Raw genomic sequence first — 17,345 nt, 5'->3', positions numbered from 1 at the left:
GGGTCCGACAAAAATCGCGCCCAAAAACAGCGACAATCTCCGCCATGACCGAACTGCCGTTGGTGCTCCTGCACGCCTTCCCGCTCGACGCCCGCATGTGGGACCCGGTCCGCGCGCCGCTCGCGGAACGCTTCCGGGTCATCACGCCTGATCAGCGCGGCCTCGGCCGGAGTCCGCTGCCGGAGAGCGAAGCCGAGCCGGAGCTGGCGGACGCGGCGAGGGACGTCGTCGCGCTCCTGGACAAGCTCGAACTCGACCAGGTGGTTCTCGGCGGCTGTTCGATGGGCGGCTACCTCGCGATGGCCGTCCTGCGGCAGGCGCCCGAGCGCGTCGGCGGGCTGGTCCTCATCGACACCAAAGCTGCCGCGGACACACCCGAAGCCGCGCAAACCCGGCTCGACGTCGCGAATCGCGCCGAGGCCGAAGGCGTCAAAGGCTGGCTGGCCGACGCGAATCTGCCGAACCTGCTGGCCGACACCGCGTCCGCCGACGTTCGCGCGCGCGTGCGCGAATTGATCGACGCGCAGCCGCCGTCCGGGGTCGCCTGGGCCGCGCGGGCGATGCGCAACCGGCCCGATTCCGTTGACCTGCTGCGCGAAACCGACGTTCCGGCGCTCGTCATCGTGGGGGAGCGCGACGCGATCACGCCGCTCGACGCCGCCAACACCATGGTCGAAGCACTCCCCGACGCGACCCTCGCCGTTCTCCCGGACGTCGGGCACCTGACGCCGTTGGAGGACCCGGCGGGCGTGGTCGAAGCGATCCTCGGCTGGGTCAGCTGAAGTAGTCGACGGCCGCGGCGCGTGCTTCGTCGAGGCGGTGCGGGAAGCGCTGTGCGATCAGAAACCGCCACGTGACCGCGAAGAGCGAGCGAAGCTGCGTACACGTCGCGAGGACGGCTTCGTCCGCTTCGCCCGGGTACGCGGCGAGAAACTCCGAGCCGCCCTGTCGCGCGAGGATCGCCAGGTCCCATTCGAGCGGTCCGCGCCAGGTGTCCTCGAAGTCGAGCCAGCACGGGCCGTCGGCGGTCTCGATGAGGTTGCCGGGGTGCGCGTCGCCGTGCAGGGGCTGGACCGGGCCGGACGGCAGCAGCGCGGCGAGCCGTTCCGTTTCCGCGCCGATCCGGTCGGCGAAGCCGTCCAGCAGCGAACCGCTGCGGGCGACGGTGTCCAGCAGCTCGCCGACCGGGCCGCGGGACGGCAGTTCGCCGGGATAGCCGCGCAACGCGGCGTGGACCCGGGCGAGCGACGCGGCGGTCTCGTCCGGCCCGTGCCGATGGTCCGGATCGTGCGGGGTCCAGTGCCAGAGCGTGACCGGCAATCCCTCCGCGAAATGCGGTCCGGCCGGGGGATCCGCGGTCGGTGAGACGACGCGCACACCACGTTCGGTGAGGTAGGCCGAAAGGGCGACATCCCGTTCGAGCCAGGCCGTCGCGTCCGGCCGCAGCAACCGCGTGGTGGCCGGGACCCTCGCCACCACCGGACCCATCCTCACCAGCACGTTCGAGCGCTCGTGCAGCACCTCGGCCGACCCCGTCGCCAGGCCGAACCGGCGGCCGGCAGCGAGCGCGGCGGAGACCGCCGCGGCGCGGAACGGGTCGGTCATGCGGTGATCTAAGCAGCCGGTGCGAGCGACTGTCGGTACCGAGGGCTACGATCCCCTTGACCGCCCGGATCAGGCCCGCCTGAGCCCGAGCGCCCCGAAGTTGACCACCACAAGGTTGCAGTGTTGGAGGCAGGAGTGACGGCCGTAGCCCCCAAGCCGATCGCGACGCGCCCGTATCCCGCGCGCGAGACGGCAAAGGGTTCGTACCTGCTGCGGTTGTTCCGCACGACGGACCACAAGCAGATCGGGATCATGTATCTGGTCTCGTCGTTCGCCTTCTTCATGATCGGCGGCGCGATGGCCATGCTCATCCGGACGGAGCTCGCCCAGCCCGGGCAGCAGTTCCTGTCCCAGGAGCAGTACAACCAGCTGTTCACCATGCACGGCACGGTGATGCTGCTGCTGTACGCGACGCCGAGCCTCTTCGGGTTCGCGAACTTCGTCCTGCCGCTGCAGATCGGCTCGCCCGACGTGGCGTTCCCGCGGCTGAACGCGTTCTCCTACTGGCTGTTCCTGTTCGGCAGCCTGATCGTGCTGTCCGGCTTCCTGACGCCCGGCGGCGCCGCCGACTTCGGCTGGTTCGCCTACACGCCGCTCTCGGACGCCATCCACTCGCCCGGCGTCGGTGCCGACCTGTGGATCGCGGGCCTGGCAGTATCCGGTCTGGGCACCATCCTCGGTGCGGTCAACATGATCACCACGGTGGTCTGCCTGCGCGCACCGGGCATGACGATGTACCGGATGCCGATCTTCACCTGGAACATCCTGATCACGAGCATCCTGATCCTGCTCGCGTTCCCGATCCTCACCGCGGCCCTGTTCGGCCTGATGGCGGACCGGCACCTCGGCGCCCACGTGTTCGACCCGGCCAACGGCGGGGTGATCCTGTGGCAGCACCTGTTCTGGTTCTTCGGCCATCCCGAGGTCTACATCGTCGCGCTGCCGTTCTTCGGGATCGTGTCGGAGATCTTCCCGGTCTTCAGCCGCAAGCCGGTGTTCGGCTACAAGGGCCTGGTCTTCGCGACGCTGTCGATCGCGGCGCTGTCGGTGGCGGTGTGGGCGCACCACATGTACGCGACCGGCGCGGTCCTGCTGCCGTTCTTCTCCTTCATGACGTTCCTCATCGCGGTCCCGACCGGCGTGAAGTTCTTCAACTGGATCGGCACGATGTGGAAGGGCCAGCTGTCCTTCGAGACGCCGATGATCTTCTCGATGGGCTTCATCGTCACGTTCCTCTTCGGCGGTCTGACCGGCATCATGCTGGCCGCCCCGGCGATCGACTTCCACGTGTCGGACAGCTACTTCGTGGTGGCGCACTTCCACTACGTCCTCTACGGCACGATCGTGTTCGCGACCTTCGCCGGGATCTACTTCTGGTTCCCGAAGATCACCGGCCGGATGATGGACGAGAAGCTCGGGAAGTGGCACTTCTGGACCACGTTCATCGGCTTCCACACCACGTTCCTGGTCCAGCACTGGCTGGGCGCGGAAGGCATGCCGCGGCGTTACGCGGACTATCTGGCCAGCGACGGGTTCACCACGCTGAACACGATCTCCACGATCGGCGCGTACATCCTCGGTGCGTCCACGCTGCCGTTCATCTGGAACGTGTTCAAGAGCTACCGGTACGGCGAGATCGTCACGGTCGACGACCCGTGGGGCTACGGCAACTCGCTCGAGTGGGCCACGTCCTGCCCGCCGCCGCGGCACAACTTCACCGAACTGCCCCGGATCCGCTCCGAGCGGCCCGCGTTCGAACTGCACTACCCGCACATGGTCGAACGCCTCCACGCGGAAGGCGAGATCGGCTTCTTCGGCAAGGCCAAGCACGTCGGGGCCCCGTCGCAGAAGCTCGTGGACGCCACCATGCCGGGCGACCACAGCAAGGACAACGCGAGCGAGCAGTAACGAGCGCTCGCAGGATGTGCCCGGCGCGTGCCCGGTCGAGGTTCCCCTCGGCCGGGCACGCGCCGTTTCTGCGCCCGGAGTGCCGTGGCTCGGCTGGCTGGAACCGGCGTGAAGGCTCCCGAGGACCGACTGGGCCGCCAGACCTAGCCCGAGCGCCGTTCGCACGGCCGATCCGTTGCCGCTCGGCCTGCTCTCGTCAGAGACCTCTCGGCGGCCCGAGTCGCCCGTCTGCTGCCGCTGAGGACCGCACATGGACTCTTAGCCGTCCGGCCGCGCGCACCCGACCCCGCCGCTCAACCCGGCCTCATCCGACCCGCCCAGCGTCGTTCATTGCCCGTTCGTGGCACCGGCGGTGTGAAGCACGGCACGGGGGCGTTCTGCCCGCCGCCGCTGGAGGCCAGACTGGGCGTGCCGACTCGCCGTGGCCTAAGCGTCGGTGCCGAGACGAACGAGGGATACCGAACCAGTGAGCCAGACTCCCGTCCTCATCACCACGACCGGTCCGGACAAGCCCGGGGTCTCGTCCGTGCTGTTCGCCGTGCTCACCCGGCACGACGTGGACGTGCTCGACATCGAGCAGGTGGTCATCCGCGGGCAGCTCGTGCTCGGCGTGCTCGCCGGCGTCTACCGCGACCCGGAGGGGCTCCAGGAGTCCGTCGAGCAGGCGATGGCGACCGTCGGCATGGAGGTCGAGGTCCGGATCGGCGACGCGATCGGCGCGGACCCGTTCGCGCTCGGCCGGCGCGATTCGTCGCACGTGCTCGTCCTGCTCGGGCGTCCGGTGACCGCGCGGGCGTTCTCCGAAATCGCGCGGCGGCTGGCGGGCGTCGGGGCGAACATCGACTCGATCCGCAGCGTCGCCGACTACCCGGTGACCGGGCTCGAGCTGTACGTCTCGGTGCGCGAAGACACCGAGGAAACGGACGCCGAACTGCGGTCCATGCTGGCCGACGCGGCGTCCGAGGCCAACATTGACGTCGCCGTCGAGCGCGCGGGCATCACGCGCCGGGCGAAGCGGCTGGTGGTCTTCGACGTCGACTCCACGCTCGTGCAGGGCGAGGTCATCGAGATGCTCGGCGCGTACGCCGGGGTCGAGGAGCAGGTCCGCGAGATCACCGAGGCCGCGATGCGCGGCGAGCTGAACTTCGCCGAGTCGCTGGAGCGGCGCGTTTCGCTGCTCGCCGGGCTGCCCGCCAGCGTGATGGACGAGGTCGCGGCGAAACTCGAGCTGACCCCGGGGGCCCGCACGACCGTGCGCACGCTCAAGCGCATGGGCTTCCGCTGCGGCGTCGTCTCCGGCGGGTTTACCCAGGTCATCGACCATCTCGTGGACGACCTCGGCCTCGACTTCGCGGCGGCCAACGAGCTGGAGGTCGTCGACGGAAAGCTCACCGGCCGCGTGGTCGGCGACATCGTGGACCGGGCGGGCAAGGCGACCGCGCTGCGCCGGTTCGCTGGGGAGTACGGGATTCCGCTGGGCGCGTGCGTCGCGGTCGGAGACGGAGCCAACGACATCGACATGCTGGCCGCGGCCGGCATGGGCGTCGCGTTCAACGCTAAGCCCGCGCTGCGCGAGGTCGCCGACACCGCGCTCTCGCACCCGTATCTCGACGCGGTGCTGTTCGTCCTCGGCGTCACGCGCGCCGAGGTCGAGGCGGCGGACGCGGCCGACGGACTCGAACTGGCCCGCCCGTGAACCCGCTGCTCGAACCGCTGCGCGCCCGGTACGCCTCGTGGCTCGGGCTGCCCGCCGAGGACACCTCGGACACGTCCGACGAGAACCCGGACGAGGTCCGCGCGATGCCGATCATCCTGCGGATCGAACGCGCCGAACCGCCCGGCCGCACCGCGCTGCTCGAAGCGGCGGCCGCGGCGGCGCTGGCGGTGTGCCTGGACGACCGCGTCCAGCCCGGCGGCGAATGGGCCGAGCCGGTGCACGCGTGGCTCGACAACCGCATCCGGAAGGTCGCGCGCCGGGCTCGTGGCGCGCACTGGCAGGCGGTGCTCGACCAGCCGGGAATCACGATCGAGGTGGACGGCGCGCAGGCGCGGGCGCTCGTGCCCGGGCTGGTCAGGGAGGCCCCGAAAGAGGTCTCGCGACTGCAGATCTCCGGCAGCGAACTGCCCGCCGACACGCCCGGCCCAGCCCCGGCGGACGTCCCGTTGGTGATGCTGAACCCGGACGTCCCGATGACCGTCGGCAAGGCGTCCGCGCAGGTCGGGCACGCCACGATGATCCTCGCGGCACTGCTGCCGGACGACGAACTGGCGGCCTGGGCGGCGAAGGACTACCGGGTCGCGGTCCGCACGCCCAGCCCGGCCCGGTGGAAGGAGCTGTGCCCGGTCGAGGACCCGGAGGCGGGCTGGCGGGACAACCGCGTCATCGCCGTCCGCGACGCGGGATTCACCGAGGTCGATCCCGGCACGATCACCGTGCTGGCGCAGCAGCCCGGAACATCGGCGTGACCCGCGCGGTTGCGCCAATGCAGTGACCCGACGGGTGGAAAGGCGTCTCGGATGACCTTGGAAGTACAGCGCGAAGGCACGCACAGTTTCGTAGGCCGCAACGAGCGCGGCGCGGAAGTACGACTGGGCCGGGCCGGCGCGGAGGGCGCGTTCTCCCCGGCGGAACTGCTGCAGATCGCGGCGGCGGGCTGCTCCGCGGTGACGGCGGAACAGCTGATCACGCGGCGGGTGGGCGAGGACTCGAAGTTCCGGGTCTCCGTGACCGCCGACCGGCGCGAGGGAGCTTCGGAACTGGACGCGGTGCACGTCGCGTTCGACGTCGACGTGTCGGCGCTGGACGAAACCCAGCGGGAGGCGCTGGCGGGCGCGGTGGACCGGGCGATCGAGCGGCTGTGCACGGTGAGCCGGACGCTGAAGAAGGCGATTCCGGTGACGGAGACTTTCCCGACTGCCTGAGTCTCAGCGGTGGGCCGTCGAATCGCGCTAGTGGGCGCTTCGTGGCAAGGATGTCAGGCTGCGACGGGCGGTTCGTGAGTCGCGCAGTCAAGCGGCCGACGAAGGTCTGCGGTGGAGCGGCGCGGAAGGTCATGCCTGCCGAGCCGCTCCTGCCGGCCACAGCAGAGCCGCTGAAACCGAAACCCGCGGAGCGCCAACCCTTGCCCAGCAAGGCTTCCCTGCCGGGTCGCTTTCAGCAAAAGCAACCCGGCGTCGAGCTGATCCGGCTCAGCTTTGCCACACCACGTACGCCTGGTCGGCGTCCGTGGTCATCGCCTCGATGAACTTCTCGTTGTCGAAGCCGGGCAAGGTCTGCAGGCGTTCGATGAGGGCGTCCGCGGCCGGGTCGCCGCTCGGGACCGCGGTGCCCTTGCCGTCGTTGCCGACCAGCATGAAGAAGACGTCTTCGTTCCAGGGGCCGTCCGGGATGACTCTCACCATGACGGATTGCAGGTCCGACCACGTCACAGCTTCTTCGCTGCCATCGGCGAGCCGGCGCCGGACCCCGGTGTCGTCAACACTGACGGTCCGGGATTGGGCGCTGGACGAATCCTGGGTCAACGGTGCTCCCTGTCGTGTTCGTTCCACTCACCGTACCCGCCTGTCCGGTTCGCTCGGTCAGGCGGGCGCGGCCGCGTCGAGGCGCTTCAGTGCGTCGCGTGCGACCTGCGGATCTGTTGTCGGCCAGAACGGCGGCAGCGACGCGCGCAGGAAACCGCCGTAGCGGGCGGTGGCCAGCCGGGAATCCAGTACGGCCACTACGCCGCGGTCGGTGACCGAGCGGTGCAGCCGTCCGGTGCCCTGTGCCAGCAGCAACGCGGCGTGCGTCGCGGCGACGGTGAGGAATCCGTTGCCGCCTCGGGCTTCCACCGCGCGCTGGCGTGCGGAGGACACCGGATCGTCCGGACGGGGGAACGGGATCCGGTCCACCACCACGAGCTGCAGCGACGGCCCTGGCACGTCCACGCCCTGCCACAGCGTGAGCGTGCCGAACAGGCAGGTGCGCGCGTCTTCGGCGAATTGCCGCACCAGCAACGGCGTGGCGTCGTCGCCCTGGCAGAGGATCGGGTGGTCGAGCCGTTCCCGCATGGCCTCCGCGGCCTGTTTCGCCGCGCGCATCGAGGAGAACAGGCCCAGCGTACGGCCGCCCGCGGCTTCGACCAGTCCGGCCAGTTCGTCCATTGTGGACTCGGCGAGTCCGTCCCTCCCCGGCGGCGGCAGGTGCTTGGCGAGGTAGAGGATGCCGTTGCGGCGGTGGTCGAACGGCGAGCCGACGTCCAGTCCGGTCCACTTCGGGCCGGAGTCCTTGTCCGACGGGGCTTCCTTGTCGGTGGCCGTGCCCGGCGACTTCACCACACGCGGGCCGCTCGGCGGGAGGCCCCATTGCCGTGCCATTGTGTCGAATTCGCCGCCGAGGGTGAGCGTCGCCGAGGTCAGCACGGTGGTGTGCTGGTTGAACACGCGCTCCCGCAACAACCCCGCGACGCCCAGCGGTGCGACCTTCAACGCCGGCGGACGCGGGTTCGCCGAATACTTGTCGCCTGTCAGCCAGACGACGTCGCGTTGGTGCGCCAGATCCTCGTCGTACGCGTCGAGCAGCCGGACCGCGGTGTCGTGCACTTCTTCGAGCAGCGAACGCGCCAGCTTGCGCGCGGTGGCCTCGCCGACGTCTTCCTTGCGATCCGAGCCCAGCGCGGTGAGGCATTCCTTCGCCGCGTCGCGGACCGCCGGGATCGCGCCCTGCAACGGGCGGGGCAGCGCGTCGAGCCTTCCGGCCGGGATGTCGTCGAGGATCAGCGCGAGGCCGTCGGACGACTCCAGCAGCCGGTCCGCGATGCCCGCGTCCATCAGCTTTCCGCAGCGCCGCGCGGCGGCCGACACCATGGCGCTGGTGAGTTCGCCGGTGGCGACCGAGGTGACCCGGTCGACCAGGTCGTGCGCCTCGTCGATGATCACCAGGTCGTGGTCCGGCAGCACCTGGTAGCCCTGCAACGCGTCGATGGCCAGCAGCGCGTGGTTGGTGACCACGACATCGGCACGACCCGCTTCGGCTCGCGCGCGTTCGGCGAAGCAATCGGTGCCGACCGGGCACTTCGCGGCGCCGAGACATTCCCTTGCGGTGACGGAAACCTGCCGCCATGCCTGGTCGGAGACGCCGGGCACCAGTTCGTCGCGGTCGCCGGTTTCGGTGTCCGACGTCCACTCGTGCAGCCGCGTGACTTCCTTGCCCAGCCGGGACACCGCGAACGGGTCGAACAGCTGCGCGTCCTCGGGTTCGTCGGCCGGGCCGGTGTCGAGCCGGTGCAGGCACAGGTAGTTGCGGCGGCCCTTGAGGATCGCGAAAGTCGGTTCGCGCCCGAGCGGCTTCTTGAGCGCCTTCGCCAGGCGCGGGAGATCGCGGTCGACCAGCTGGCGCTGCAACGCGATGGTGGCCGTGGAGACGACGACGGTGGTGTCTTTCTCCACCGCGTGCCGGATCGCGGGCACGAGGTACGCCAGCGATTTGCCGGTGCCCGTTCCCGCTTGCACGGCGAGGTGTTCGCCGGTGCGGATGGCGTGGCCGACGGCATCGGCCATCTTCACCTGGCCGGGGCGTTCAGCGCCGCCGACGGACTCCACCGCGTGGGTGAGGAGTTCGAGGACGCCGGGGAAATCGGTTCGGGCGGGCACAGCGAGACACGATAGCCGCCAGGTCCGACAGGATCTTCGATCCGGCGCGAACGGACCCCTCGCGCCGGATCGAAGCTCCCGGAAATCCGGCTCAGTCTTCCTTGCGGAAGCGCGAAACCGCGGTCCACGCGAGCGGCAGCACGCCGGCCGCGACCACGGTCTTCAGCACGTCACCGATGAGAAACGGCGTGACGCCCTTGTCGAAAGCGGTGGCGAGATCGAAGCCGGTGACGGCCATCAGCCACGGCACGCCGAAGGCGTAGATCGCGACATTGCCGAGCACCATGGTCCCCGCCATGCGCAGCGGGGTGCGGTCGCCGCCGCGGCGGGCGAGCGCGCCCACGAGCGCACCGGCGAACACGAAGCCGACGATGTAGCCCGCCGAGGCCCCGGACAGCCCGGAGGTCCCGCCTTGGAACCACGGCACGCCAGCCGCGCCGACGAGCAAGTACAGCAGCATCGAAGCCGCACCGCGGCGCATGCCGAGCGTCGCGCCGACGAGCAGCGCGGCGAAGGTCTGGCCGGTCATCGGCACCGGCGTGCCCGGAAGCGGGATGACCAGCTGCGCGGCCGCGCCGGTGAGCACGGCGCCGCCGGCGACCAGCGCCAGGTCGCGCACCAGGGTGCCGGGCACGAGGTCGGCCAGCACCTGACGGCGGGCCGGGAGAGACAGTGACGACACGGGACCTCCAACCACGGAAAACGGACGTCCGGGCAGGTTATCGTCGAGCGAGGCGGCGGAACGAGACAAGTTGCGTTCCTCACCACCCCTGTCTTCCGTCACACGTCCGGGTGAGCTGCGACCGTCGACGTTTGGGACCCCTGCCGCGCTGCCGATGTCGAAGCACGGGCGAAGGGAGACAGGGCGAATGCGCGGACGGATCCTGCTGGTCACCGGGGTTTTCCTAGCGACGGCTCCGGCGGTGGCGCACGCCGGTCCGCCGACCTCCACCGGCTGGGGCTCGGCGGGCAGCCTCGACGTGCTGGTGGACCACGAACACGTCGTCACCGGCGAACTGGCCCGGTGCGACGCCGACGGACCGGCCTCCGCGCGCACTCCCGGCGGCGCGGCCGGCGACGTCGCGGTGTTCGGCTTCGGCGGCACCACCTGCGAACGGAAGGGCCCGGTCGCGGACGTGCAGACCGGCGGGCAGCGGTTCGAATCCGACCTGCTCACCCGGTACGGCGGGCCGGAGCTGAAGGTCCGCACGTACTCGGTCGGCTGCGCCACCACGACGGATTCGGGCAGCACCGGTTCGATGTCGATCGGCGAGGTCTCCGGCTTCACCGTGCCGTCGTCGATCCCGGCGAACTACCGCGTCACGATCCCCGGCGGCGCGGCGGGCACGGCGCTGGCCACGATCACGCTGAACGAGACCGTGACGCCGCAGCCCGCCGACGGCAGCCTGGTCACGCACGCGGTGCACGTGAAGCTGTTCCCGCAAGGCGGTCCGGCGAGCGGGGACATCTACCTCGGCACCGCGGCGTGCAACCCGTACGGCAAGGGCGGCGCGCCCCAGCAATAACCGATCAGGCGGGCGGCAGGGCGGGAGTGCCGGTGTAGCGCACCCCCGCCTCGTCGAAGTCCTTCAGCGTCGCGTCCACCGTCGGCTGCGAGCCGCCGACGGTCAGGTCCAGCAGCACCTGCACGTTGAACCCCGCGCCCGCGGCGTCGAGGGCGGTGGCGCGCACGCAGAAGTCCGTCGCGATGCCGACGACGTCGACGTCGGTCACCTCGTGCGCGCGCAGCCATTCCTCGAGCGTCTTGCCGTCGCCGGACTTGCCCTCGAAACCGGAGTACGCGGCGGTGTACTCGCCCTTCGAGAACACCGCCTCGACCGGCACGACATCCAGCGCCGAGTGGAACGACGCGCCCGCCGTGCCCGCGACGCAGTGCGGCGGCCAGCTGGTGTTGAAGTCGGGCGTGTCGCTGAAGTGGTCGCCCGGGTCGATGTGGTGGTCGCGGGTGGCGACGATGTGCGTGTAGCCGCCCTCGGCCATCTTCTGCGAGATGGCCGCCGCGGCAGCCGCCCCGCCCGGCAGGCCGAGCGAGCCTCCCTCGCAGAAGTCGTTCTGCACATCCACCACGATCAGCGCGGTTCCCATGGTCGGCTCCCTACAGAAAAGTCGTCGGTATCGCGGGCTCGCCGTGCGAGAGCTTGAGGCCCTCCCACGGCAGGCTCACCTGCGCGCGCCGCAACCGGGCCCGCGCGTCGTCCAGTGTGGGCAGATCCTCCACCGGCGCGCCATCTCGCACCAGAGGAATCTGCAGGTCGAGATCGTTCTCGCCGGGTTCCGGGCGGCCGCTCGCGGCGGTCCAGACCACTTCCTCGACCGCGGTCCCGGTGCTGCGGTGGCGGCGCAGCGCGTGCTTGCGCCCGCCGCGGGATTCCTTGTGCGCACTGCGTTTCGCGACCGGCCGGCCGTCGACCTCGACCAGCTTGTACACCATCCCGGCGGTCGGCGCGCCGGATCCGGTGACCACCGAGGTGCCGACGCCGTACGCGTCCACCGGCTCCGCGCGCAGCGCCGCGATCGCGTGCTCGTCGAGGTCGCCGGACACCACGATCCGGGTGTCCTTCGCGCCGAGCGAGTCGAGCTGGTCGCGGGCCTTGCGGGCGAGCGGGCCGACGTCGCCGGAGTCGATCCGGATCGCGCCCAGCTCCGGGCCGGCGACGCGCACGGCCGCCTCGATGCCCGCGGTGATGTCGTAGGTGTCCACCAGAAGCGTGGTGTCCGGACCCATTTTGCTGACCTGGGCGCGGAACGCGGCTTCCTCGCTGTCGTGCAGCAGCATGAAGGCGTGCGCGACGGTGCCGCGGGTCGGGATCCCGTAGCGGCGGCCCGCCTCGAGGTTCGACGTGGTGGCGAATCCGGCCAGGTAGGAGGCGCGCGCGGCGGCGACCGCGGCGTACTCGTGCGTGCGCCGTCCGCCCATCTCGATGATCGGCCTGCCGTGCGCCGCGCCGGACATCCGTGCCGCCGCCGAAGCGATCGCGCTGTCGTGGTTGAGGATCGACAGCACCACCGTCTCCAGCACCACCGCTTCGGCGAAACTGCCGGTCACGGTGAGGATCGGCGAACCGGGGAAGTACAGGTCGCCTTCGCGGTAGCCGTCGATGTCGCCGCGGAACTCGTAGTCGGCCAGCCACGCCAGCGTTTCCGGGTCGACGACCGCGGTCTGCTCCAGCATGGCCAGTTCGGCGTCGGTGAACCGGAAGTCGGCGATCGCGTCGAGCACGCGCGCGGTGCCCGCGACGACGCCGTAGCGGCGGCCGTCGGGAAGCCTGCGCGCGAAGACCTCGAACACGCACGGCCGGTCGGCCGTCCCGTCCGCGAGCGCGCTCGCCAGCATGGTCAGCTCGTAATGGTCGGTGAGCAGCGCCGTGCTGGCGCTGGTGACCGGCTCGGGGGAACCCATGGGAGCAGCCTATTCACTCACATGGACGGACCTGGCGCGGCGTACCGGGATGGCCCCGTGACACCATGGTGTGCATGTCCACGCCTGTCGCATCCGAACAGACGCAGGTCGATCCACTCGGGGCCGAGCTGGCCGAATCCGACCAGCCCTGGCGGACGATCGTCTGGAACGATCCGGTCAACCTGATGTCGTACGTGACGTACGTCTTCCAGAAGCTGTTCGGCTACAGCCGGGACCACGCCACGAAGCTGATGCTCGACGTGCACAACAAGGGCAGGGCGATCGTGTCGTCCGGTTCGAAGGAGAAGGTGGAGACCGACGTGGCGAAGCTGCACGCGGCGGGCCTGTGGGCGACCATGGAACAGCCCTCGTGAAGGCCTGGCGGCGCAAGGGGGACGCCATCCTCGCCGGGTTCGAACAGCAGGAGGCCGCGGTGCTGCGTGGCCTGGTCGGGCAGCTCGAGGACATGCTCACCGCACGGGCCGAGGAGGCCCCGCAGGACGAACTGGCCGAGCTGACCGGGATCCGCACCGGACCCGCCGAATCGCCGGACGACCCGGTGCTGTCGCGGCTGCTGCCGGACTTCCACCGGCTCGACCCGGACAACCCGAGCCGCGAGGACCTCGATTCGGCGGCGGCGATGCGGTCGCTGCACGAACCGGAGCTGCTGGAGAAGAAGGTCGGCGTCGCGAAGATCGTGCTGGACACGCTCCCGCGCGACGGCGGTTCGGTGAAGCTGAGCTTCGAGCAGGCCGACGCCTGGCTCGGCGCGCTGAACGACGTCCGGCTGGCGCTGGGCACGGCGCTCGACGTCACCGAGGACATGCCGGACGAGCTGCCGGAAGACGACCCCCGCGCACCCCACCTCGGCGTCTACCATTGGCTGACATGGGTGCAGGAGACGCTGATCCAAGCGCTGACCGCCTGACCGGCGGGAAAATCACCGACGTTCCCGGCGTTCTCGTAGGCCATCACGAACGGCTCGGCGAAGGCTGGGCGAGCGGAACCACTGTCGTGCTCGTGCCGGACGGGGCGACCGGCGCGGTCGACCAGCGCGGCGGCGCGCCCGGCACTCGCGAAACCAACCTGCTGGAGCCGGAAAACCTGGTGCAGCAGGTGAATGCGGTTTGCCTGTCCGGCGGAAGCGCTTACGGGCTCGCTGCGGCGGACGGCGTGATGCGGTGGCTTTCCGAGCGGAACTACGGGTTTCCCGTTGGCGCGCAGCCGTATGAGGTGGTGCCGATCGTGCCCGCGGCGGTGCTGTTTGACCTGCCGCGCAGCGCGTGGGGCAATCGGCCGGACGCCGATTTCGGTTACGCCGCTTGCGAAGCCGCCGGAGAGACGTTCGCGATGGGCACTGTCGGCGCGGGCTCCGGTGCCGTCGTCGGTTCGCTCAAGGGCGGTATCGGGACGGCGAGCGAGGTCGTCGGCGACATGACGGTCGGCGCGATCGCCGCGGTGAACGCGGCGGGCCAGGCCGTGGATTTCGCGACGGGGCGGGCTTTTGCCGCTGATCACGAGGTGGACGGCGAGTTCGGCGTCCGCTGGCCGGATCGGCCCGGCGAGGTGCCGGGGCAGCGGACCGATCTGAACACCACGATCGGTGTGGTGGCTTGCGATGCGGCGCTGACGAAGGCGGAAGCACGCCGGTTGACGGTCGCCGCGCAGGACGGATTGGCGCGCGCGGTGCGTCCGGCGCACTCGATGTTCGACGGCGACACCGTGTTCGCGCTGGCGACGGGCGCGCAGCAGTTGCCGGGGGAGCCCGGGTCGTTTGCCGTGGCGGCGCGAGCGGGCGCGCTGGACGCCCTCTGTTCGGCGGCGGCGCGGGTGTTCGCGCGGGCGATGGTGCACGGACTGCTGGCGGCGACTTCCGCGGCCGGCATCCCGGCTTATCGGGATGTGTGGCCGGAGGCGCTGACGGTCAGAACGGGTCCTTAGGGAGCGCGTCCTCGCTCCGCTCGAGGTCGGCGGCGCGCACGGTGGCCACGTACTCCTCGTCGATCTCCAGCACGAGGCCGCCGAACGACACCGTTGGCCCGAGCGAGGGATGCAGGCCCACCGGGCCCAGTTCGGTCGAGCGCGGCAAGTGCGCCCACACCGAAACCGGCCTCCACCGGCGGAAAGTGCTGCAGGCGAGCACCGTGACGTGCCGGTCGGTGACCACGACGACGAAGTTCCGGTGCGCGGCCATCATCGAAACCATCAGCGATGTGGCGGGGAACACGTACTGGACGACGTCCCCTTCGGCCAGCAGGCCACGGCAGCGTTCGCGGATCTTCGACGACACCGGCATCCCGTTATTGTGCCCTGACCTGCGGATGAGCGGTAGCTCTCACAGTGTGGACTCGTTCGGTCCACGAACTAAGATGTCCGTGTGCTCCGGATCCGCCGTGAACTCGTCGACGAGATCGTCGCCCACGCCCGCCGTGACCACCCCGACGAAGCGTGCGGGGTGGTGGCCGGTCCTGCCGGCTCGGACCGCCCCGAGCGGTTCATCCCGATGCTGAACGCGGCCCGCTCGCCGACGTTCTACGAGTTCGACTCGGGCGACCTGCTCAAGCTGTACCGCGAGATGGACGCGAACGACGAGGTCCCGGTGGTCATCTACCACTCGCACACCGCGACCGAGGCCTATCCGTCGCGCACCGACGCGAACATCGCCGCCGAACCCGACGCGCACTACGTGCTCGTCTCGACAAGAGAGCCCGATTCGCACGAGTTCCGCTCGTACCGGATCGTGGACGCCGAGATCACCGAGGAGCCGGTCGAGATCCTCGACTGAACTCTCGCGGAATAAAGCGCGGCGTCCGATACGTCAGCGTGTAGGAACCCACCCGGAGGTAGAAAACCATGGCCGTGACCGTGTCCATCCCGACCATCCTGCGCACCCACACCGGCGGCGAGAAGTCCGTCGAGGCGTCGGGCAAGACTGTCCTCGAGATCATCGACGACGTCGAGTCGCGGCACGCCGGGCTGAAGGCGCGCCTGGTCAAGGAGGAGAAGCTGCACCGCTTCATCAACGTCTACGTCAACGACGAGGACGTGCGCTTCTCCGGCGGGCTCGACGCCGAGGTCAAGGACGGCGACACCCTGACCATCCTGCCCGCCGTCGCGGGCGGCGCGCGCTGAGCCGATGACCCGCTACGAGTCCCTCCTCGACGCGCTCGGCGGCACGCCGCTCGTCGGCCTGCCCCGCCTGTCGCCCACCGACGAGGTGCGGCTGTGGGCGAAGCTCGAGGACCGCAACCCGACCGGCTCGATCAAGGACCGGCCCGCGCTGGCCATGATCGAGGCGGCGGAGCGGGACGGCATCCTGCGGCGCGGGTCCACGATCCTCGAGCCGACCTCGGGCAACACCGGGATTTCGCTGGCCATGGCCGCGAAGCTCAAGGGCTACGGCCTGGTCTGCGTGATGCCGGAGAACACCTCGGCCGAACGCAAGCAGCTGCTGCAGGCGTACGGCGCGCGGATCGTGTTCTCGCCGGCCGCGGGCGGCTCGAACGAGGCGGTGCGGCGGGCCAAGGAGCTGGCGAAGCAGAACCCCGACTGGGTGATGCTCTACCAGTACGGCAACCCGGCCAACGCGGACGCGCACTACCGCGGGACCGGGCCGGAACTGCTGAAGGACCTGCCGACGCTGACGCATTTCGTCGGCGGCCTCGGGACGACCGGGACGCTGGTCGGGGTCGGCCGGTACCTGCACGAGCACAAGCCGGACGTCCAGGTCATCGCGGCCGAGCCCCGGTACGGCGAGCTGGTGTACGGCCTGCGCAACCTCGACGAGGGGTTCGTGCCGGAGCTGTACGACGAAAGTGTGCTCAACGGACGCTATTCGGTGGGGGCGTACGACGCTCTCCGGCGGACGCGGGAGCTGCTGGAGCACGAGGGCATTTTCGCCGGGATCTCCACCGGAGCGGTGCTGCACGCCGCGCTCGGGGTCGCGGAGAAAGCCGCGGCCCGCGGCGAGAAGGCGGACGTGGCTTTCGTGGTCGCGGACGCCGGCTGGAAGTACCTGTCGACCGGCGCGTATTCCGGGTCGCTGGACGAAGCGGCAGAACGGCTTGACGGTCAGCTCTGGGCCTGACCTGGCGCTCGTGAGGGGAGCCCGGGCGGGTTCCCCTCACGGCAGCAATCCCTTGACGAGCGCGCGCACGCCTCGTTCGTAATTGTCTTGTGCGGTAAGGGTTTCCCAGCGCGGCCCGATCTGGGCGAGCGCCGGGAATTCCGTCGCGTCCAGTTCCGCGAAGACTCGCTGGCGGTAGGTGTCGCCGCCCTGATCGCGCCGTCGCGCGGCGGCCGCGCGTGAGCTGATCTCGCCGAGCGTGTAGTGCCACACCGCTCGGTAGACCTCCACCGCCGCCTCGATCGGCAGCCCGGCTTTTCCCGCCGCCGCAACGATTTTCTCCGGATACCACAGCCCGCCGACCGACAGCAGGTCGTCGGAGCGCAGCACTTCCACGATCCACGGGCAGTTCGCCAGCCCGTCCCGCATCGCCGTCGCGACCGCCACGATCCGGTCGCACGGTTCCTCGGGGAGGTTCTCCGGCCGAGGCATTTCGCGGTGCGCGTAGTCGTCGAGCAGCAGAAGAAGCAGCCCCTCTTTGTCGCGCACGTGGTGATAGAGCGCCATCGCCGTGCTGCCGACCTCCCGGGCGAGGCGGCGCATGGTCAGCGCGTCGACGCCCTCGGAGTCGATGACCCGGTGTGCGGCGGCCACGATGTCGGCCTTGGAGATCTTCGGCGGTCGGCCGGTGCGCGCTGGCATGCCGCCATGCTA

20 protein-coding genes are annotated in these 17,345 nt (G+C 70.3%); 12 read left to right on the top strand and 8 right to left on the bottom strand.

The features are described 5' to 3' along the window. Positions 1 to 44 precede the first annotated feature (44 nt). Positions 45 to 782 carry an alpha/beta hydrolase gene (locus PUT80_RS18885; protein WP_238604499.1) on the top strand — a complete coding sequence of 246 codons (738 nt, stop codon included), beginning with the start codon at positions 45 to 47 and terminating at the stop codon, positions 780 to 782. Here PUT80_RS18885 and PUT80_RS18880 read toward each other — a convergent pair. Further along, complete coding sequence (locus tag PUT80_RS18880; protein ID WP_275292980.1) at positions 775 to 1,605, bottom strand: aminoglycoside phosphotransferase family protein; 831 nt, start codon at positions 1,603 to 1,605, stop codon at positions 775 to 777. The genes PUT80_RS18885 and PUT80_RS18880 overlap by 8 nt on opposite strands. A 135-nt stretch (positions 1,606 to 1,740) precedes the next feature. Between PUT80_RS18880 and ctaD the strand changes: the two genes are divergently transcribed. The 4 genes from ctaD to PUT80_RS18860 all read left to right on the top strand — a co-directional run bounded on the left by ctaD (position 1,741) and on the right by PUT80_RS18860 (position 6,435). Continuing rightward, a complete protein-coding gene (gene ctaD, locus PUT80_RS18875; protein WP_037815289.1) occupies positions 1,741 to 3,513 on the top strand; it encodes a cytochrome c oxidase subunit I in 1,773 nt (590 codons plus the stop codon). A 466-nt stretch (positions 3,514 to 3,979) separates the two neighbouring features. Further along, positions 3,980 to 5,209 carry a phosphoserine phosphatase SerB gene (gene serB, locus PUT80_RS18870; RefSeq protein ID WP_037815286.1) on the top strand — a complete coding sequence of 410 codons (1,230 nt, stop codon included), beginning with the start codon at positions 3,980 to 3,982 and terminating at the stop codon, positions 5,207 to 5,209. Continuing rightward, the gene (locus PUT80_RS18865; RefSeq protein ID WP_238604501.1) at positions 5,206 to 5,979 is read left to right on the top strand and encodes a peptidyl-tRNA hydrolase; all 774 of its coding nucleotides are present in this window, start codon (positions 5,206 to 5,208) and stop codon (positions 5,977 to 5,979) included. The genes serB and PUT80_RS18865 overlap by 4 nt, the downstream gene beginning before the upstream one ends. 51 nt (positions 5,980 to 6,030) lie before the next feature. Beyond that, on the top strand, positions 6,031 to 6,435 hold the full coding sequence (locus PUT80_RS18860) for an OsmC family protein (RefSeq protein ID WP_134667353.1): 405 nt from the start codon (positions 6,031 to 6,033) through the stop codon (positions 6,433 to 6,435). Between the two features lie 267 nt (positions 6,436 to 6,702). On the opposite strand, the gene PUT80_RS18855 is transcribed toward PUT80_RS18860, so the two are convergent. From PUT80_RS18855 to PUT80_RS18845, 3 genes are all read right to left on the bottom strand, one after another. Continuing rightward, positions 6,703 to 7,035, bottom strand: a complete 333-nt coding sequence (locus PUT80_RS18855; protein WP_037815281.1) for a hypothetical protein — start codon at positions 7,033 to 7,035, stop codon at positions 6,703 to 6,705. Between the two features lie 57 nt (positions 7,036 to 7,092). After that, entirely contained in the window at positions 7,093 to 9,144 is a 2,052-nt protein-coding gene (locus PUT80_RS18850; protein WP_275292979.1) for an ATP-dependent DNA helicase, read from the bottom strand. Between the two features lie 91 nt (positions 9,145 to 9,235). Then, the gene (locus PUT80_RS18845; RefSeq protein WP_043827846.1) at positions 9,236 to 9,826 is read right to left on the bottom strand and encodes a biotin transporter BioY; all 591 of its coding nucleotides are present in this window, start codon (positions 9,824 to 9,826) and stop codon (positions 9,236 to 9,238) included. A gap of 187 nt (positions 9,827 to 10,013) precedes the next feature. Here PUT80_RS18845 and PUT80_RS18840 point away from each other — a divergent pair, with 187 nt between their 5' ends. Next, positions 10,014 to 10,670, top strand: coding sequence for a choice-of-anchor P family protein (locus tag PUT80_RS18840; RefSeq protein WP_275292978.1), 657 nt, complete (start codon positions 10,014 to 10,016; stop codon positions 10,668 to 10,670). Between the two features lie 4 nt (positions 10,671 to 10,674). Here PUT80_RS18840 and PUT80_RS18835 read toward each other — a convergent pair whose 3' ends face one another. Together PUT80_RS18835 and PUT80_RS18830 are read right to left on the bottom strand one after the other, a co-directional pair. Then, a complete protein-coding gene (locus PUT80_RS18835) occupies positions 10,675 to 11,250 on the bottom strand; it encodes an isochorismatase family protein (RefSeq protein WP_037815275.1) in 576 nt (191 codons plus the stop codon). 10 nt (positions 11,251 to 11,260) lie between these two features. Next, positions 11,261 to 12,565, bottom strand: coding sequence for a nicotinate phosphoribosyltransferase (locus tag PUT80_RS18830; RefSeq protein ID WP_037815273.1), 1,305 nt, complete (start codon positions 12,563 to 12,565; stop codon positions 11,261 to 11,263). A 74-nt stretch (positions 12,566 to 12,639) separates the two neighbouring features. Between PUT80_RS18830 and clpS the strand changes: the two genes are divergently transcribed. From clpS to PUT80_RS18815, 3 genes are read left to right on the top strand one after another with little or no spacing between them, the layout of a single operon-like run. Next, positions 12,640 to 12,939 (top strand): ATP-dependent Clp protease adapter ClpS, encoded by a 300-nt coding sequence (clpS, locus tag PUT80_RS18825; protein WP_037718267.1) that lies wholly within the window; start codon positions 12,640 to 12,642, stop codon positions 12,937 to 12,939. Beyond that, entirely contained in the window at positions 12,936 to 13,493 is a 558-nt protein-coding gene (locus PUT80_RS18820; protein WP_037815272.1) for a DUF2017 domain-containing protein, read from the top strand. Before clpS ends, PUT80_RS18820 begins: the two co-directional genes overlap by 4 nt. After that, positions 13,454 to 14,506 carry a P1 family peptidase gene (locus PUT80_RS18815; RefSeq protein WP_275292977.1) on the top strand — a complete coding sequence of 351 codons (1,053 nt, stop codon included), beginning with the start codon at positions 13,454 to 13,456 and terminating at the stop codon, positions 14,504 to 14,506. The genes PUT80_RS18820 and PUT80_RS18815 overlap by 40 nt, the downstream gene beginning before the upstream one ends. Here the strand turns inward: PUT80_RS18815 and PUT80_RS18810 are convergent. Continuing rightward, positions 14,490 to 14,861 (bottom strand): hypothetical protein, encoded by a 372-nt coding sequence (locus PUT80_RS18810; RefSeq protein ID WP_275292976.1) that lies wholly within the window; start codon positions 14,859 to 14,861, stop codon positions 14,490 to 14,492. The two genes, PUT80_RS18815 and PUT80_RS18810, sit on opposite strands and share 17 nt — an antisense overlap. An 81-nt stretch (positions 14,862 to 14,942) precedes the next feature. Here PUT80_RS18810 and PUT80_RS18805 point away from each other — a divergent pair, with 81 nt between their 5' ends. From PUT80_RS18805 to PUT80_RS18795, 3 genes are all read left to right on the top strand, one after another. Beyond that, positions 14,943 to 15,350, top strand: coding sequence for a M67 family metallopeptidase (locus PUT80_RS18805; RefSeq protein ID WP_043827849.1), 408 nt, complete (start codon positions 14,943 to 14,945; stop codon positions 15,348 to 15,350). Positions 15,351 to 15,418: 68 nt separating this feature from the next. Next, the gene (locus PUT80_RS18800) at positions 15,419 to 15,697 is read left to right on the top strand and encodes a MoaD/ThiS family protein (protein ID WP_009082495.1); all 279 of its coding nucleotides are present in this window, start codon (positions 15,419 to 15,421) and stop codon (positions 15,695 to 15,697) included. A gap of 4 nt (positions 15,698 to 15,701) precedes the next feature. Beyond that, positions 15,702 to 16,652: a cysteine synthase gene (locus PUT80_RS18795; protein WP_037358507.1), complete on the top strand. Its 951-nt coding sequence runs from the start codon at positions 15,702 to 15,704 to the stop codon at positions 16,650 to 16,652. A 36-nt stretch (positions 16,653 to 16,688) separates the two neighbouring features. On the opposite strand, the gene PUT80_RS18790 is transcribed toward PUT80_RS18795, so the two are convergent. Next, the gene (locus tag PUT80_RS18790; RefSeq protein ID WP_037815265.1) at positions 16,689 to 17,333 is read right to left on the bottom strand and encodes a TetR/AcrR family transcriptional regulator; all 645 of its coding nucleotides are present in this window, start codon (positions 17,331 to 17,333) and stop codon (positions 16,689 to 16,691) included. Positions 17,334 to 17,345: the final 12 nt, after the last annotated feature.

It is taken from the genome of Amycolatopsis sp. La24, assembly GCF_029087445.1.
Classification (GTDB): Bacteria; Actinomycetota; Actinomycetes; order Mycobacteriales; family Pseudonocardiaceae; genus Amycolatopsis; species Amycolatopsis nivea.
The sequence above is the reverse complement of the archived record's forward strand: the minus strand, read 5'-3'. Positions and strand labels throughout refer to the sequence as shown.

Coding starts and splice junctions, on each gene's coding strand:
- PUT80_RS18800 (WP_009082495.1), top strand. CDS start 15,419: ATGGCCGTGACCGTGTCCATCCCGACCATCCTGCGCACCCACACCGGC.
- clpS (WP_037718267.1), top strand. CDS start 12,640: ATGTCCACGCCTGTCGCATCCGAACAGACGCAGGTCGATCCACTCGGG.
- PUT80_RS18840 (WP_275292978.1), top strand. CDS start 10,014: ATGCGCGGACGGATCCTGCTGGTCACCGGGGTTTTCCTAGCGACGGCT.
- PUT80_RS18880 (WP_275292980.1), bottom strand. CDS start 1,605: ATGACCGACCCGTTCCGCGCCGCGGCGGTCTCCGCCGCGCTCGCTGCC.
- PUT80_RS18790 (WP_037815265.1), bottom strand. CDS start 17,333: ATGCCAGCGCGCACCGGCCGACCGCCGAAGATCTCCAAGGCCGACATC.
- PUT80_RS18830 (WP_037815273.1), bottom strand. CDS start 12,565: ATGGGTTCCCCCGAGCCGGTCACCAGCGCCAGCACGGCGCTGCTCACC.
- PUT80_RS18885 (WP_238604499.1), top strand. CDS start 45: ATGACCGAACTGCCGTTGGTGCTCCTGCACGCCTTCCCGCTCGACGCC.
- PUT80_RS18835 (WP_037815275.1), bottom strand. CDS start 11,250: ATGGGAACCGCGCTGATCGTGGTGGATGTGCAGAACGACTTCTGCGAG.
- PUT80_RS18815 (WP_275292977.1), top strand. CDS start 13,454: ATGGGTGCAGGAGACGCTGATCCAAGCGCTGACCGCCTGACCGGCGGG.
- PUT80_RS18795 (WP_037358507.1), top strand. CDS start 15,702: ATGACCCGCTACGAGTCCCTCCTCGACGCGCTCGGCGGCACGCCGCTC.
- PUT80_RS18860 (WP_134667353.1), top strand. CDS start 6,031: ATGACCTTGGAAGTACAGCGCGAAGGCACGCACAGTTTCGTAGGCCGC.
- PUT80_RS18810 (WP_275292976.1), bottom strand. CDS start 14,861: ATGCCGGTGTCGTCGAAGATCCGCGAACGCTGCCGTGGCCTGCTGGCC.